Consider the following 16332-nt stretch of genomic DNA (forward strand, 5'->3'; position numbering starts at 1 on the left):
TTGCCTCATGGCGTCTTATAGGGATCGGAGGGAGCGGCTGACCCTTTGCGCTGGCTAGCGGCTAGCGCTTTAGATAAGCGTCGCGCAAAGCGCGAAGACGGAGGAGATGAGGCGGTGGGGGCGCGCTCTTCTGGCGCCGGGCGTTCGTGTAACTTAGTAATACGTCCCCCGCCAACGCCAATAACCAGCCATGTATCTTCCACTTCAACGATGACAACACGTTCACGGTTGCCCACCGCCGTGCTGCCCACGACACGTAAGTGAGCGCCATGACGAGTGGTGTGGTTGCTCCAACGCTTTAAAAGCGCCGTACAAATTAAAATGATCGCAATAACGAGGGCTAAAGCGGCGGCGGTTTTACCCAGCATAGCCATGCCCACTAATGACTCGCCCCCATTGCCTAGTGCATCAAGCGAGCCATTCTGCGCCGAGGTGGTAGTAACACTCATCGGTTCAATTTGTGAATTCGTTCGGAAGGTGTGACGATTTCAGTGATACGAATCCCGTATTTATCTTCAATAACAACGACTTCCCCTTGAGCAATTAAATAGCCATTAATCAAGATATCCATCGGCTCACCGGCGAGCCCTTCAAGCTCAATAACAGAGCCTTGTGCTAACTCCAGCAATTGCTTAATGGTTAGCTTGGTACGACCTAACTCCACAGTGAGCTTCACCGGGATATCCATGATCATCTCAAGCTCACGCGCCTGCGAGGAACCGCTGTCTGGGCTTAACGGGCGAAACACGTCATCACTCGCGGCTTTAGCGGGCGCTTTGGCTTCTGGCTCGTCAGCAGGCTCTTCTGAGCTCTCTTCAGCGGCTTCCTGCTCTGCCATGGCAGCTGCCCACGGATCTTCCTCTTCGCTGGCGGCGTCGGCGCTGGAGGCCGTCTCTTCTTGCTCGGACATGGCATCCGCCCAATCGTCTTCAGAGACGTTCTGATTAGGCTTATTGGGATCAGTCATGCTTTGGATTCCTTGGCTTTCTGTCGCGTAGGCACTTTAATAAAGTCTTTGGACGATGCGCTGTTCATAGCGGCATGGTCGATCAGATGTAAGACACGCAGCGCATGCTGTTGACGTTGGCTGCCGTACTCACACTGCATAACAGGCACACCATCCACACTGGCTGTAATTGAGCTTGGAATTTCTAGTGGGAGGACATCACCCTTCTTTAGCCCCATTACATGGGCGATACGGCTGGGTATCTGCGCAAACTCTGCCACCAACTCTACTTCTGATTGACGTAGCTCACTCGCCATACGGCGCGACCAACTGCCATCTTGGTCGTGGTTACTATCGTTGATCGGGTTGGCCAATAAATCCCGCAACGGCTCGATCATGGCGTAAGGCATGCATATCTGGAAATTGCTTGATAGATTGCCAACTTCAATATTGAACTTGGTATTCACCACGATTTCGTTAGGTGAGTTAGTGATGTTGGCAAATTTTGACTGTACTTCTGAGCGCAAAAAACTCACATCAAGTGGGTAAACGACCTTCCAGGCTTCTTGATAAGCATCAATTGCCAGATTGAGCAGGCGCTGGATAATACGTTGTTCAGTGTTGGTAAATTCGCGGCCGTCCGATTTAGTGACAAAACGACCATCGCCACCGAAAAGGTTGTCCACCACCATAAAAACGAGGTTAGGTGGGAACACCACAAGTGCAGAGCCGCGCAGCGGCTTCATCGACACAATATTCAGGTTCGTGGGTACGGGAACATTGCGAGAAAATTCGCTAAAGCTTTGATAGCGTACCGACTCTACTGTGATGTCTGCACTACGCCGTAATAGGTTAAACAGCCCGTTACGGAAGTAACGAGCGAAACGCTCATTGATGAAATCCAGCGCATGCAAGCGCTCACGAATAACGCGATGCTGAGTCGCCGGATCGTAAGCGCGAATACGCGATTCATCTTGCGTTTGGGAAGAGGAAGGCGATGACTCATCGTCTCCGCTAACACCCTTTAGCAGGGCATCAATTTCTTCCTGGGACAGTAGATCGTCCTGTGACATGAACGGCTCCAGTTCCCGAGGTTATTGCACAATAAATTCAGTGAATAAAACTTCACGCAAATCAAGCGGCGGCTGATTTTCCGTTAACGGGACGTTTAGTCGGTCAACAATCGACTGAGCAAGCTGCTGTTTACCTTCCGTTGAGGTAAGTTCATCAGCCTGCTTGCCGGAAAGCAGCATTAATAAACGGCTACGCACTTGGGGCATATGTTCTTCAAGAATGACTTTGCTTTCCTCGTTCCCAACGCGAAGGGTCACGCCTGTATAGAGTAAACGTGAGCCATAGCCGTCATCGACGAGGTTGACGGTAAAGGGTTCAATGCGCATAAAAATGGGCGTCGCGCGCTCCATCGCCTGCTGTACTTCTGCCGTTTCTGTACCATCTTTACGCTGGTCGATTACCATATAAATAGCGACCGCTGCGCCTATCGACGACAGCAGCACCAAGATAATCATTATCCAGAGCAGTTTTTTTGACCCGCCGCTTGTTTCTGCCATTTGCGATTCCTGTGAACTCCATGCGTATCACTAGCAAAGTATTATGCCTAAAGCGCATGCTGGTGATGAAATGAACAGGCTTGTTTGGCAAGCCTATCTTTTGGTTTAGTTATCTCGTGTGCTCGGCACCAGAATAATCATACAGAGTCAGGCGACCCCTATTAAGCGTAAAGGGCTAAGCGTAAAGGTCGACTCGTCCATCGATGATCAGTGGGCTGCTTTCGGCACTTAACGAGAGTTTCTCACCCTCGCCTTCATCGCCACTGTCACTGCCTATTCCTGTGCCTCGTCCACCGCCTGATTGGGCAAAGCCCTGTGCATTAGGGTCTCGCTGTTCTCCTACCGATGTCTCGCCTAGCGAAATACCTTGTTCAGCCAATGCTTCCCTTAATTGAGGAATCGCTTGTTCAAGTACTTGTCGCACCTGAGCATGGGCGGACAAAAAGTGTGCTTGCGCCCCTTGTTCACCAAATTTTAAAGAGATAGATAGCGGCCCTAGCTCTGCTGGATTCAACTGCATTTGGACGTGTTGTTCGCCCCCACGCTGTGAAATCTGCACCAACTGTTGGCCAAGCTGTTGTGGCCAGGCAGGGCTTGTAAAGGGCGTTGTTAAGGCAGCGGGTGTCGGGGCGACTGTGGGAGTAAACCCTTGTGCAGAAGGTGTTGAAGCTAACGGACCACTGCCAGCGGCTAACGAAAAGCCTGTAGGTAAGTGCTCACTGGATTGACTTCCTTTTGGTGCTCCCTCAAGCGTCATTAGAGCCCTCATTAGGGCTTCGCTGCTGATCTGTGAGGTGGCGGCAGCGCTGGTATTAACTTGCGCAAAGAAAGTATCAGATTGAGCTCGTGGAGCAGCCTGAATGTCCATAGCCGGTGCAGGAGCGCTGGTTAAGCGAGCTGTATCAACAGGCAAGGATTGATCGCTCTGACCACCCTGGCGTTGGGCAATCAGGCCATTTAGCGCGGAGACCAACTGTGCTGCTTCAACTTGGCTAATATTAAGCTGCTCGGCGACAGTCTCTAGCGCTAGAGAGGGGCTGCCATCCTGTGTAGAAGCAGTAGCTAAAGGCTGGGCGCTTTGAGCTTGGTTCATCAGGGAATTCAATGCTGCTGCAAGCTCGTTGACTTGATCCTGATTAATATTTAACTGTTCTGTAATGATCTCGAAGGCAGCCGGAGTCATTGGTGATTCAGGCTGTGCTTGAGGGCTACTTTCAGAAAATGAAGCCATTAGGGCGAGACGAGCAGCAATCTCGTCAAGGGGCGTGGCAGATTCCGCACCCTTAAGCTCCAGCGTGTCTACTTTGATCTTTGAATTCGGCAGTTCAAGCTGAGCCAGTAGATCAGATAAGTCGCTTTCACTGAGATCAAGCCCGAGTGCTTCAAGGACGGCGTTCAAATCCTCGCTATCCATTTCTAGCGCGTCAGATAAGAGGCTACCGAGTGTATTGAGCTGTGCTTGGTGTGAAGCTGTCTGTAACGAGCCATTCTCACTAAGCGTAGGTGCCGACAAGCGTTGCGCGGCAGAAGCTTGTGAAAACGCCTGCTGGAAAAAACCGTTGGGAGAATCTTGCCGGCTGAAAGTGCCATGAGACTGCGTCTGAGGCGAGCTTTGGCTGGCTGAAAGCAACTGGTGAATAGTCATGGTCAGTTCCCTGGCACCGCTAATGCGGAGTGTCGTTATGCTGACGAGCCAAACGGCTAGTCACCAGATCATCGTTAGTTTTTTGTTCATGACGCTCGCTGCGGCGGTGCTCTTCTAACAGTCGACGCGACGCCAGTGTATCGTAGGAAGAGAGCTTGCGCTGCTCTTGTTGCCAGTTCTTTTGACTCTGCTGAACGCTTGCCTGCTGTGTCGCTAACGCTTGCCGGGCACGGCTTAGGGCTGTATCCAGCGAGGCTAGAAATTGTTGATAGTTGTACATGGTGGCAGGGTCAATGCCATCGCGCATCGCTTTCTGCAATCGCTCAGCATACTCGGCTCGGTAACTCAGCAGCGACTGTAGTTGAGCGGTCGTTTGCTGCTCTGTTTGTCTCTCTTGCGCTAGTACTTTGCCCGCTTGATCGCGAGAGTCTCTGGCTAAGTCGGTTAGCATTTCGAGTTGCGATGTACTCATGTACGCCCTCCCACCAGTGAGCGCAACGCTTGACGAGAATCGGCAAGCGTTGCGCTCTCATTAATATTTTGTTGAAGGAAGTTCTCTAATGAAGGGAACCGTTTCACCGCCTCGTCGAGCTGTGGGTCGTGACCAGGGCTGTAGGCACCGACACTAATAAGGTCCCGGTTACGCTGGTAGCGCGAAAACAACTGCTTGAAAACACGCGCTTCCTGGAGTTGCTCAGGAGCGGTGATCGAGGTCATCGCCCGGCTGATGGACGCTTCTATATCAATGGCAGGATAATGTCCTGCTTCTGCTAACGTTCTTGATAACACAATGTGCCCGTCTAAGATGGCGCGAGCAGCATCGGCAATCGGGTCCTGCTGATCGTCGCCTTCCGTAAGAACTGTATAAAACGCTGTTATCGAACCGCCGCCGCGCTCAGCGTTGCCTGCGCGCTCTACTAAACTAGGTAATTTGGCAAACACTGACGGCGGATAGCCTTTGGTGGCGGGTGGCTCACCGATAGCCAGGGCAATTTCCCGCTGGGCCATGGCATAGCGAGTCAGCGAATCCATAATCAGCAGCACATTACGGCCCTCATCGCGAAAGCCTTCCGCTAGGCGGGTCGCGTAAGCCGCGCCCTGTAAGCGTTGCAGTGGCGAGGTGTCAGCGGGGGCCGCCACTACCACGGCACGCCGTCGACCTTCCGGGCCTAAAATATTGTCGATAAAGTCCTGTACTTCACGGCCCCGTTCACCAATCAAGCCAACTACAATCACATCGGCCTTGGTATAGCGAGCCATCATCCCTAACAGCACCGATTTACCTACCCCCGAACCTGCAAAAAGCCCCATCCGTTGCCCTCGCCCTACGCTTAGCAGCGCATTAATTGCGCGGATGCCGACATCGATCTGTTCTTCAATAGGGGCGCGTGAAAGGGGATTAAGAGAGGGCGTGCTGAGTGTTGCACGAGGCGTTTCTTCTATGTTTTTGAGTAAGTTTTCGCGATCATCAAGCGGGTTGCCGTTGCCATCAAGCACGCGGCCTAGCAAATCTTCGCCTATTGGGAATCGCCGTGCGCTGTTGCTACCGCCTTCATCCAATGGGGAAACGCGTGCGCCAGGCATTAACCCGGAAACCTCTTCTAGCGGCATTAAATACAGTTTGTCACCGGCAAAACCGACCACCTCGGCTTCAGCGTGTTTGTCACTATCAGCCAAGCGACCATCACTGCCCGGTAATTCAATGCGACATGCGCTGCCGACGGCCACTCGTAACCCGACCACCTCAATCACCATACCTGTCGCGCGAATGACGCGACCGCTATTGCGGTAACGCGGCAAATGACTGACGCGCTGCTGCGTGCGTCGCACTGCCTTATTCCAGCGATGTTGATGGGGACAGGTAGTATCTGCCATAGCGTATATGCCTAGGATGTGGGGACGTTAGAAGGTGGTGGTGAATTGAGGCCACGTTTGCGCGACTGAGCTTGAATGGTCTGCCAGCGGCTTTCGAAAGTCGCGTCAATTTCCCCTTGAGCACTGGTGACCCGGCAGCCGCCACGGGCAAGTTGATCATCGGGCTGCAGCTTCCAGTTGGCGGCCTTAAGTTCATTACCTAAGTGTTCTTCTACCAAAGAGTGATCATTGGGATTGAGCCACAAGCGCTGCTGACCTACCAAGGGCGGCTCGGTGTGCAGAAGTTCGCGCACCATCGCTAAAATCTGCTCAGGCGTTTCCTGTATGGCATCACTGGCAAGCTGTCTGCCGGTCGCTAGCGCTAACTCAACCAGGTCATGGGCGATGGTGTCGTCAATGCGCTCTAGTGCATCAGAGAATTGCTTTGCAAGGCTTTGTAGCGGGGTAACGGTTAGCCGAATTTGCTCTTGTAACTCCACTTGTGCCTGCTCAGCGGCTTCTGACAAGCCTTTTTCCATTCCCTCTTTGTGGCCCTGTTCAAAGCCTGCCTTATAGCCTTCTTCTTCCGCTTCCAGGCGAATACGGTCATGGAGTTCCTGGCGCTCTTTCTCTTCACGCTGGCGCGCCAGTTCGGCTGCCTTTTGCGCCGCCTGTACCTTGCGTTGGTGAGCCGTGGGTTCCTCGCCATCAGCAACGCGCTCAGCCGTGGTGGCCAGCTCATCCATTTGCCAGCGGCGCCAATCGCCATGGCGATCAAATTTAGGCGAGTGAGTATTAGACATACTCATCATCTCCACCTGCTAGGACAATTTCACCTGAATCAGCTAAGCGCCGCACAACCTGCAAAATGGCTTTCTGCTCGGTCTCCACTTGAGAGACACGGATGGGGCCGCGGGCTTCCATATCTTCGCGCACTAAATCGGCGGCGCGCTGCGACATATTGCGCAGGAATTTGTCCACCAAGGCGTCCTGAGCACCTTTAAGGGCCACCACCAGCGAGTTGGTATCGACTTCCTGAAGCACCATTTGAATGGCACGGTTGTCGAGGTCGAGCAGATTCTCGAATAGGAACATTTCGTCGATGATTTTCTGTGCCAAATCTTCGCTGTGCGAGCGAACTGTTTCGATGGCGGTCTCTTCTTGAGAAGAGTTCATTAAGTTAAGAATCTCGGCCGCTGTTCTTACGCCGCCCATTTTGCTGCGCTTGAGGTTCTGGCCGTCGAGCATACTGGTAAGCACTTCGGTCAGTTCCTGTAAGGCGGCGGGCTGAACGCCGCTAAAGGTGGCAATCCTTAGAACGACATCATTGCGTAGCTTCTCTTCAAATAGCTCCAGGATATCAGCAGCTTGATGACGATCCAGGTGAACCAGAATAGTCGCAATAATTTGTGGATGTTCGTCGCGAATCAACTCAGACACCATGGAGGCTTCCATGAGATTGAGTGCGTCGATGCCAGAGTTGCCGCCCGTCGTTTCGAGAATATCTTCGATCAGGCTAGTGGCGCGTTCGCTACCCAGTGCTTTGGTCAGCACCGAGCGAATGTGGTCGCTTGAATTCAGGTTAAGCGCTACAAACTCTTCGGTTTCTTTATGGAAAGCTTCGAGCACCGCTTTCATGTCGTCATGGGAGACCTGATTCAGACGGGCCATCTCCATACTAATTTCTTGCACTTCATTGGCACCAAGGTACTTAAACACCTCAGCGGCACTGTCTTCATCGAGTGCAAGCAATAAGACGGCGCTCTTGCGGGCACCGCTCATTTCAGCAATTGAACTACTCATTAGCATTCATCCAGCTACGAATGATCATCGCGACCATGCGGGGGTCTTCCTGGGCCATTTCACGCAGGTCATTGAGGTTATGCTCATAAAGTGAGGTCTTACGCCGCCGCTTGGGCTTAGCGTAGGTCTCATCGCCCTCATCAGAGGACTCTTCACCCTCTTCGCCATCTTCGTCGCCTACGCTCGCGGCCAACGTACCGCCAGGTACTGCAGTTGCCATAACCGGGGATTGGGTATAGCGCTTAATTAAGGGGCGCAAAATCAGTAGGTAGAGTAATAAGATAGCCAGCGCAACCAGCAAGTAGCGACCTACAGTGGCGGCTATTGAAAGGGTGTTGGGTTGCTGCCACCACACGACGTCAGTGGTTTCATCAACACTGCGCGCGAAGGGTGAATTGACGACTTCTACCTCATCGCCACGAAGCTGCGAGAAGCCCATTGCTTGACGAACCAGGCGCTCAATTTGAGCGATCTCAATGTCCGTTAGGGCAACATCTACCCACTCGCCTTCGTCATTCATTTCTGTGCGGTAATTCACTACCACTGCCGCCGATAGCCGCTCGATCTGGCCGAGACGGTGTTGCACATGCTCAATGCTGCGATCAACTTCGTAGTTGATAACGTCGTCTTGGCGTAAGTTACGCAGCGCTTCAGGGGGCGCGTCCTCTTGCTGGTCGTCAACTTCTGGGTCGCCCTCTTCCGCTGGTTCATTAATAGGGGAGGGCAGGGTGCCTGGCGGTGTATTGCTTAGCGCACCTGGAATGCCAGTGGCCAATGGGTCTTCGCCATCAAAGGCAAGGCTGAGCTGACGGCTACGCACGGCGGCTTCGTTAGGTGGCTGATTGGGGCCGTAGCGTTCAGACGTTTCCTCGCGTCGTGAGAAGTCTATTTGTGCGGCAACTTGGGCACGCACATTATCGCGACCTAAAATGGGCGTTAAAATATGTTCAATACGCTGCTGGTAGGAGCGCTCAACTTCGACAATATACTCAAGCTGCGAACCATCGAGATCGTTTCCGCTGCCTGTTTCGGCAGACAGCAAGCGACCATCCTGGTTAACCACGGTGACGTCTTCAGCAGCAAGGTCGGGAACGCTGCCTGAGACCATGTGGACGATAGCGCTAACTTGCCCTTCACCCAGCACGCGGCCGGGTAATAGCGTGAGCACCACAGATGCTTTCGCAGGTTCACGATCGCGAATAAATACCGATGGTTTGGCCATGGAGAGGTGAACACGAACGCCTTCGACTGGCCCTAGTGATTCAATTGAGCGCGCCAGCTCGCCTTCCAGGCCGCGCTGATAATTAATCTGCTCAGCAAATTGGCTAATCCCAAACGCCTGGCTATCCATCAGTTCCAGGCCCAAATTGCCACCACGGGGAAGGCCCTGCTCAGCTAGTTGCAAACGCAAGGTGTGGACTTGGTCGCTAGGCACCATTAATGCTTGGCCGCCCTCGCTGAACTGATAGGGAATGCCGCGGGCATCAAGCTCGTTGATAATGCCGCCGCCATCGGATTCGCTCAAGTTGCTATAAAGAACGCGATACTCTGGGCTGCTTGCCCACATGAAGAGGGCTGCCACAATGGCAATAGAGGCGGCGCCGGCGATGAGTAGCGCCACCAATGGATTACCACGCAGTTGCTTCAGCGTACGCCCAAAGGCCGAGTCGCTGGCGGCATCACGTTCGGAATTTCCATTAGCGGTACCGCCACTGCGAGGGGCGGCTTGATTCGTACTAGTTTGACGGCCTGCCGTTGCACCGGTTTCGCTCATGCGACCCTCCTAAGGGGCAGGCAAAACTGGCGTCGGCCCAGGCGCATCACCAAAGAAGGCATAGGCTATATCCGTCAATCGCGGTTATCCGCCAAAATGATGAAGCGGAATTGTGATGGACGCCATTATCCGGTGACTAGTCCAGCCTAAAGGAGCGATAAGCTTCGCTTTTTATGCGCATTTGTCTGTATGAGGTTAATCACTTCAGTGTTAGGCTTTTTGCATTAGTTCTTTTTTGCGAATTGAGGTAAGCGTATGAGCACTCCCGCAATACAGGCTACGCTACAACAAATGCAAGGCTTGGCAACTCAGGCGGCATCCACGCAGCCTCTTAGCGGTGCTCAGGCGTCAACAGCGGTAGGGCACGGCGGTTTTGGCGGTGAATTGCAGGCTTCCATTCAGCGTATTAACCGTCTTCAGCAAACGGCTAACAGCCAGGCGATGGCTTTCCAGGCGGGCGACCCTAACTTGCAGCTCAACGATGTGATGGTTGATATGCAGAAATCCAGCGTTGCTTTTCAAATGGGGCTTCAGGTTCGCAATCGCTTAGTGTCTGCATATCGTGACGTTATGAATATGCAAGTGTAGAGCTTTAGGCTTCCAAAGAGATGATCTGCCCTTGCATTGCCTCTAGCCGCTCAGCAATTTTTAGTACTTCTTCCGCGGGAATTTGGCGTATGACGTCTCCAGACTCTCGGTCGATTACTCGTGTAATGACGCGTGATGTCTCTTCGCTTAACTCAAACTCTAAGCCGCGTGGGCGCATCGCTTCGTTAATGCGTTGAATGGGCTCGATAAGTTTGTCAGCGGAGATTTCTCGTTCGTCTTGGTCGATATTTTTAATTTGAATGTTCGTTGGCGCTAGCTGGGCCAGCGTGTTTTCTAGCCGTTGTCCCGGGTTTAGGTTGGTGAGAACCGAGGTCAGCGGCTTGGTTGCTTCAGCAGGGGGTAATGAACTCATGGGGCACATTCCTCTTTAGTTAGCTTTGGCAACCGGTTGTGGTGCAGCAGCGAGTAACGGCGGCTTCAGCTTGGATTTTTAATTATCAATATACGCCTCTACCTTTTTATCGGCATGGCGCAGAAAAACTTTATGCTGCACCGGGGGGGGGCTGTTTGTTGGCGCAAGAGCCAGATACATATTCTTCTGCCTCTGCTTCTATAGTCTTTTAATAAGCATAGGAATGATGGCTTTTTGTGCATACGCCCCGCTGTTGGCATCTGATATGCTTCTGCGCTTTGCGGTGAACTAATTAACGCATAAGAGTAAGTGAGGCGAGCATGGCAGCGCAGCAGGATGAGTTTGAAACAGTAGCAAGCACAACGGTAATTGAGTCTCTGCTGAACGCGCTAATTGAAACGGGCGGAGTATCCCTGTGTCTCGCCACGGCTGATGCGCGTCCAGAACCTATTGTATTGATGGAGCAGCATCGGGACCAAACCTTGGTGATGGATCTCTCCTCGGTTGATTATTTGCTTCACCACTTGCAGGGCGGTGCTGCTTTCTACTTGCGCGGGCAGGCTCAGGGGAAAGTGGTTCAAACACCTCTCTTGCACTTGACGGAAACGCGCCATGCAGGTGGGCGTTTTTTGTGTTGCAGTGATTACCCTGCGACGTTAGACGTACTTCAGCGCCGTGAATCCTTTCGCGCCGAGTTGCGAATGGGGATGGTGGTGGCGGCCAGTTTGGGTAGTGGGGATGCCGAGGTGGCTGGCGAGCTAAAAGACCTTTCCCAAGACGGCTGCCAACTTGAGTTGCCGTTAGCGGCCAGTGGTCTATTGGCAGAAGATGCTAACTCGCTAAAGTTGGCGTTTACCTTTCCTGACGGCACTTATTTTGAAGTGCTTGGCGATGCCCGGCATCAAAAAACTGATGCTGAACGGCACCTGCTGCGTGTTGGTTTTAACTTCGTTGAGTGCAGCGCGGAGCAAGAACGCCAAATTTGGTATTTTGTGTGTGAAATTGAACGTGAGGCTGCCCGTTATAACAAAGAGCAACAGGACGAGCGCCAGCCCTCTCCACTGTTTGTATTACCGAATAAGCGTTCTGGCGCAGACGAGCTACTGGGGCGACGAGATGTTAAGCGTTACGCCACGCCGATGGCGCGACGACTGGTAAAGGTAGCCGCCTATTTAGATGCGCAGCTACTATCGTTGCAGCAAGGCAGTGATATCGATGGGCGCCAGCTCTCTCGTTATGCTGATCGAATATTGGATCTTCACGATGAGGATCGTGAAGCCTTGCTGTTTGCCTCCCGCTGCTTATTTCCAGAGCCTTTGGTGGTGCGCCACGGCATTGCAGTGGCCATTCATTTGCTTGATTTTGTGGGCGCGAGTATGCCGCGAGAATTGCGCAAAGCGATTGTCGCCAGTGGTCTTATTCATGATCTTGGCAAGGCGCTGGTTCCCCAGGTGTTGTTTAAGGCGCCGCATTTTGAGGCAAGTCATCGAAAAGTAGTCAGCGAGCATGTCCAGTTGCTGTTAGATCGCTTGCACGGCTGTCAGTGGCTGTCAGTGGCGATTGTGCAGGCCGTTATTGGAGGGATTAATGAGCGTATGGACGGCAGTGGTTATCCTGAGGGAGTAGGTGGGACTGAGCTCAGTGAGTTAGCGAAAGCCAGTGCTGTTGTTGATGTGGTCGAGGCGATGAGGCGTGACCGCGCTGATCGTCCCGCTAAAACGGTACAGCAAATTTATCGTCATTTATTACAGCATCCACATCAATTCGATATGCGTTGGATCAAGCGCTATATCGAGCATTTCAAGGGGCTACCTGTGGGTTCGCTGGCGCGTTTTTCCAGCCAGCAACAGGGTTGGATATTGCGCCTAGATGCAAAGGGTAATCCCACCGAGGTGTTGCTTGCACCGCAAGCTGAACCGCCCATGCGTGACAATGTCGGGGCGATAGTAAAGGACGATGTCACTGAGCGGCTTGGGCGAACGGTAGGCGAAATCGCTGTTTCTACCTGAAAGTGCAAAAAGCGCTAGTGAATGGTTAGCCATTCGTTGCCGTCAAATAGGCCTGGGTAAAAAAGCATTGCGAGACGTTAAAGTCCCTCTGGCTCGCGCCGATAGTTAATAGTAGCAGCGTGCAGTTTGCTGTTTTATATCTTTTAATCTTCGTGGTTCCCCGCTATAGGCGATAACCAAACCACGCACAGGAGTTCCGCTTATGACTTACTCTCGCGGTGGCGCCGCCTATGGGCGTGGAGCTAACGCTTATGCGCGTATCGGCGTAGAAAGCGGAGTGATGTCGGCAGACCCACATCAACTTATTGTGATGTTATTTGACGGCGCTCAAGCGGCTATTCGCGCTGCCCGCATTCATATGCAGGCAGGCAATATAGCTGAGAAAGGTAAATCGATATCAAAAGCGCTTGATATCGTTAATAACGGTCTCGCCGCCGCGCTCGATCAGGAGAAAGGTGGAGAAATTGCCGAGCGCTTAGCGTCTTTGTATGACTATATTGTACGCCTGCTGTTGGCGGCTAATCTGCGTAACGATGAAGAGAGCTTAAATCAAGCCGAGCGTTTGCTTGAAGATATTGGCTCAGCGTGGCGCGATATTGGCCAACAGCAGAGCGCGTGAGGCAATAATGTTAGCTTCTACCACCGCTTGTGACCAAAATGCTCAACAGTCATTGCTTGCTAGTTACGAAGCGCTATTGAGCAGCGTTGAATACATGCATGAACTTGCCAATGCTGAGCAGTGGGCCGAGCTCATTGACCAACGTACCAACTATGTTGTGTTAGTGGAGCAACTGCGTGAGTTGGATGCGACCGTGCTGCTTGACGGTGCTGCCCAACAACGAAAGGCAGAGTTGCTTGAGAGCATACTTGAGCACGATGTTGATATCCGGCGTCGCTTGGTAGCACGTCGAGATGAGCTGGGTAAGCTAATTGGGGTGTCGCAACGTCAGCGCGACTTGCATCGCGCTTATGCACCCCAGCAGGGCGCAGGGGTGTCCTATGCCGCCGATGATGCTGATGTTACGGGGTCATCGTGAGCGGTATTACCCCTCTCATTGATACGCTCTTGAACCAAGTGTTAGGGCGACAAGGGGAGGTGTCGCTGCAGCGGGCGTTAGATCAACCAGTTAAGCCCGTTGCGCCTGGAGAAGGGCCGCGTGCCGTAATGCGTGACGCTAATTTAGATGGAAGAGCGCCAGCGACACCATTAAATGATTTAAAGCGCTTGCCCCTTCCTCTTGATGGTGGAAAAGCGCTACCCCGCGGTGAGCCGCTGCCTTCTCCGCCGGGGTCAACCCAAACCCATTTTAGCCCCGCTGCACGAACTATTGCTGACGTGCTGCTGCGCTTTCCAGCACCTCCCTCCGTCATGCGACCCGAAGCGCCTCTTTTCACCAGCCCAGAAGCACCCGGAGTCAGCGCCGTTGCGACCCGCTTGGAAGCGAGCATCCGCGACAGCGGGCTGTTCTACGAGTCGCATTTAAAACGGTGGTTCCAGGGCGCGGGAACCCGCCAACAGTTAATGAATGAACCTCAAATGCAGCCTGGGCCGCGCCCTTTGGCGCCCTTGTTACCCGCTGGGTTGGGCGTCACCAATGGGTTAACGGGATTAGCACCATTGGTCACACCGGGGGCTCAGGCGGCTGGGCAAGGGGTAACTATCCTGCCTAACGTGCCGTTAGTACCGGTGACTCAAGAAAATGGCTTGGCGCCTCGGCAGAATTTAGTGGCGGCTGCTCCGCTTATGAATTCACCAGGTGCGGCTACCCAGGCGCCTTCAGCTGCTATGCCCAGTTCAGCGCCTGAGAGTAATCAAGCAAGAGTAGATCTAAGTCACGCAAGGGAAGTGACTGAGCTGATAGCTAACCGTCCAGCGCGGGATGTCGTGCATGAAAGCCTACAGAGCCTAGTGCGTCAGCAGCTTGAGATGTTGGTGATGCCCACTATTCGCTGGGAAGGCGATGTTTGGGCAGGTATTTTTATGGCCTTAGTGATTAATTTGCCCGCTCGTGAAGAGGGGCAAGAGAACAAGCAGCAAGAGGGTGAGCCAGAGGGTGGTTGGCGCTCAGATATGCGGCTAGACGTTCCTAACTTGGGGTCGTTCAATGCTTCGTTATGGCTCTACCGAAATGTGCTGAGTATCGACTTCACCACTGAAAGCACAGAGGCCCATCAACGAATTAACGCTGGTTTACCAGCGTTAGAGAAGCGCCTGAGTGCTTTAGACTTACAGAAAGTGCAGCTTCGCGCACGTTATGTCGAAGCGGAGGTAGCCCATGGACACGCCGGGTGAGCGTCGTCGTCAAGCTGTTGCGCTGGCTTACCAAGAGAATGACCGTGCCCCTCGTGTTGTGGCGAAAGGCTATGGAGATCTGGCCGAGCGCATTATGGCAGAGGCACAGCGTCAGGGTATTTATGTGCACGATGCGCCCGAGCTGGTAGCGCTTTTGATGCAGCTAGATTTGGACGCGGAAATCCCCGCCGGACTCTATCAAATTGTCGCGGAACTCTTGGTATGGGTGTTTGAGCTTTCAGAAGAAGGGCTAAGTCATCGTGAAATGCCTGAGTAGCCAATTACAGACGTTGTATGCAACCATGAGGATAGGTAATAAAAAGTCATTAATGGCGCCAGTACAATGGTCAACATATCGCGCCTGAGTCATTTAATGGGACATCATGAGTCAAACCAACTTTCTCGATGAAATTCAGGAAATAAATTTAGCTTATTTACTTCTGGCGCAGCGCTTGCTTGATGAAGATCGCGAGGCCGCCATGTTTCGCCTGAAAATAGATAGCGAGGTTGCTGAGCTACTTGTGTCGCTCAATGCTCGTCAGCTTACCAAACTGGCACGCACCAGCCAGCTATTGTGCCGGTTCAGCCAAACGAGTGCCGAGCGTCTGCGCCAGCTCACTGACAACCCTCGTGACCAGGGTTTGGCTGGGCTCCATGCTTCGCTGCTGCTGGCTAGCGAACCATTTGAGCCAATGCCGTCAGGAGAAGTGAAGTGAGCCAGAAAAGCTTGGTCGATGAAATGCACCAAGTGCAACTGGCAATCGAGTTGATTGAGCTGGGTGCGCGCTTGCAGGTGCTGGAAACCGAGACGGAATTAAGCCGCACGCGTTTGATCAAGCTGTATAAGGAAGTGCGGGGCATGTCGCCCCCCAAGGGGATGCTACCGTTCTCTACTGATTGGTTTATTACTTGGCTACCCAACATTCATTCGTCGCTGTTTTTCAACATTTATATCAGCCTAAAAGAGACCGCAGGTTGTGAACGAATTGATGCCTTCGTTAAAGCTTATCGGCTTTATGACGAGCAAATGTCGTTGGAAAAGGTGGAGCCGGTGCTTGGGCTGACGCGCGCTTGGACATTAGTACGGTTTTTTGAAAGTGACTTGCTACAGCGCAATCAGTGTACGCGTTGCACCGGGCAGTTTGTGGCACATGCGCATAGCCCTGCACAGCACTATGTATGTGGCATATGCCAACCACCTTCACGGGCGGGGAAAACACGCAAAGCCCAGCAGGAAAATAGTGAAAAAATGTAACAACTCAATCTTCTACGCGCCCATTAGCTGTAATTAAGGTATAAGACGTAGGGATAGGTACTTAATAATAAAATATGAGTGCAACGGCGTAGATAGCCACAAAAGCTAATGGTACTTTTTCATTAAACAGCAGCTTAGCCCTAGTATAATGGGACTAAATTGTGCTTTGGATGGAACATTTCTTAATCATCAGATCAGGTGGCTAAGTTTTGGTTCCCTTA

The 16332-nt window shown here is 52.7% G+C and carries 19 protein-coding genes; 8 read left to right on the forward strand and 11 right to left on the reverse strand.

The annotated features are described in order from the left end of the window. Positions 1-5: 5 nt before the first annotated feature. The 10 genes from fliO to fliF all read right to left on the reverse strand — a co-directional run bounded on the left by fliO (position 6) and on the right by fliF (position 9593). Positions 6-449, reverse strand: coding sequence for a flagellar biosynthetic protein FliO (fliO, locus tag V8L70_RS16015; RefSeq protein WP_101145843.1), 444 nt, complete (start codon positions 447-449; stop codon positions 6-8). Further along, entirely contained in the window at positions 446-967 is a 522-nt protein-coding gene (gene fliN, locus V8L70_RS16020; protein ID WP_101145842.1) for a flagellar motor switch protein FliN, read from the reverse strand. The genes fliO and fliN overlap by 4 nt, the downstream gene beginning before the upstream one ends. Then, on the reverse strand, positions 964-2019 hold the full coding sequence (fliM, locus tag V8L70_RS16025) for a flagellar motor switch protein FliM (RefSeq protein WP_101145841.1): 1056 nt from the start codon (positions 2017-2019) through the stop codon (positions 964-966). Before fliM ends, fliN begins: the two co-directional genes overlap by 4 nt. 21 nt (positions 2020-2040) lie before the next feature. Further along, positions 2041-2517 (reverse strand): flagellar basal body-associated protein FliL, encoded by a 477-nt coding sequence (gene fliL / locus V8L70_RS16030; RefSeq protein ID WP_101145840.1) that lies wholly within the window; start codon positions 2515-2517, stop codon positions 2041-2043. 175 nt (positions 2518-2692) lie between these two features. Further along, positions 2693-4162: a flagellar hook-length control protein FliK gene (locus tag V8L70_RS16035; protein WP_101145839.1), complete on the reverse strand. Its 1470-nt coding sequence runs from the start codon at positions 4160-4162 to the stop codon at positions 2693-2695. A gap of 19 nt (positions 4163-4181) precedes the next feature. Next, entirely contained in the window at positions 4182-4634 is a 453-nt protein-coding gene (gene fliJ, locus V8L70_RS16040; RefSeq protein WP_101145838.1) for a flagellar export protein FliJ, read from the reverse strand. Continuing rightward, positions 4631-6037 (reverse strand): flagellar protein export ATPase FliI, encoded by a 1407-nt coding sequence (gene fliI, locus V8L70_RS16045; protein ID WP_336270144.1) that lies wholly within the window; start codon positions 6035-6037, stop codon positions 4631-4633. Before fliI ends, fliJ begins: the two co-directional genes overlap by 4 nt. An 11-nt stretch (positions 6038-6048) precedes the next feature. Then, a complete protein-coding gene (locus tag V8L70_RS16050) occupies positions 6049-6819 on the reverse strand; it encodes a flagellar assembly protein FliH (RefSeq protein ID WP_101145836.1) in 771 nt (256 codons plus the stop codon). After that, on the reverse strand, positions 6812-7819 hold the full coding sequence (fliG, locus tag V8L70_RS16055; RefSeq protein ID WP_101145835.1) for a flagellar motor switch protein FliG: 1008 nt from the start codon (positions 7817-7819) through the stop codon (positions 6812-6814). Before fliG ends, V8L70_RS16050 begins: the two co-directional genes overlap by 8 nt. Further along, positions 7812-9593 carry a flagellar basal-body MS-ring/collar protein FliF gene (gene fliF / locus V8L70_RS16060; RefSeq protein ID WP_101145834.1) on the reverse strand — a complete coding sequence of 594 codons (1782 nt, stop codon included), beginning with the start codon at positions 9591-9593 and terminating at the stop codon, positions 7812-7814. Before fliF ends, fliG begins: the two co-directional genes overlap by 8 nt. 255 nt (positions 9594-9848) lie before the next feature. Between fliF and fliE the strand changes: the two genes are divergently transcribed. Continuing rightward, positions 9849-10181, forward strand: a complete 333-nt coding sequence (gene fliE, locus V8L70_RS16065) for a flagellar hook-basal body complex protein FliE (protein WP_101145833.1) — start codon at positions 9849-9851, stop codon at positions 10179-10181. A gap of 4 nt (positions 10182-10185) precedes the next feature. Here fliE and V8L70_RS16070 read toward each other — a convergent pair whose 3' ends face one another. Further along, the gene (locus tag V8L70_RS16070; protein WP_101145832.1) at positions 10186-10554 is read right to left on the reverse strand and encodes a flagellar protein FlaG; all 369 of its coding nucleotides are present in this window, start codon (positions 10552-10554) and stop codon (positions 10186-10188) included. 320 nt (positions 10555-10874) lie between these two features. Between V8L70_RS16070 and V8L70_RS16075 the strand changes: the two genes are divergently transcribed. The 7 genes from V8L70_RS16075 (at position 10875) to flhC (ending at position 16111) form a co-directional block, all read left to right on the forward strand. Then, entirely contained in the window at positions 10875-12563 is a 1689-nt protein-coding gene (locus tag V8L70_RS16075; RefSeq protein ID WP_101145831.1) for an HD domain-containing phosphohydrolase, read from the forward strand. Between the two features lie 202 nt (positions 12564-12765). Continuing rightward, positions 12766-13182 (forward strand): flagellar export chaperone FliS, encoded by a 417-nt coding sequence (gene fliS / locus V8L70_RS16080; protein WP_101145830.1) that lies wholly within the window; start codon positions 12766-12768, stop codon positions 13180-13182. Positions 13183-13189: 7 nt separating this feature from the next. Next, positions 13190-13600: a flagellar protein FliT gene (fliT, locus tag V8L70_RS16085; RefSeq protein ID WP_101145829.1), complete on the forward strand. Its 411-nt coding sequence runs from the start codon at positions 13190-13192 to the stop codon at positions 13598-13600. Continuing rightward, positions 13597-14856 (forward strand): flagellar hook-length control protein FliK, encoded by a 1260-nt coding sequence (gene fliK / locus V8L70_RS16090; protein WP_198556015.1) that lies wholly within the window; start codon positions 13597-13599, stop codon positions 14854-14856. Before fliT ends, fliK begins: the two co-directional genes overlap by 4 nt. Next, a complete protein-coding gene (locus V8L70_RS16095) occupies positions 14840-15133 on the forward strand; it encodes an EscU/YscU/HrcU family type III secretion system export apparatus switch protein (protein ID WP_101145828.1) in 294 nt (97 codons plus the stop codon). The genes fliK and V8L70_RS16095 overlap by 17 nt, the downstream gene beginning before the upstream one ends. Before the next feature lie 106 nt (positions 15134-15239). Then, the gene (gene flhD / locus V8L70_RS16100) at positions 15240-15572 is read left to right on the forward strand and encodes a flagellar transcriptional regulator FlhD (protein ID WP_101145827.1); all 333 of its coding nucleotides are present in this window, start codon (positions 15240-15242) and stop codon (positions 15570-15572) included. Continuing rightward, positions 15569-16111 (forward strand): flagellar transcriptional regulator FlhC, encoded by a 543-nt coding sequence (flhC, locus tag V8L70_RS16105; RefSeq protein WP_101145826.1) that lies wholly within the window; start codon positions 15569-15571, stop codon positions 16109-16111. Before flhD ends, flhC begins: the two co-directional genes overlap by 4 nt. Positions 16112-16332 lie beyond the last annotated feature (221 nt).

The organism is Vreelandella arctica (assembly GCF_037070215.1).
Classification (GTDB): domain Bacteria; phylum Pseudomonadota; class Gammaproteobacteria; order Pseudomonadales; family Halomonadaceae; genus Vreelandella; species Vreelandella arctica.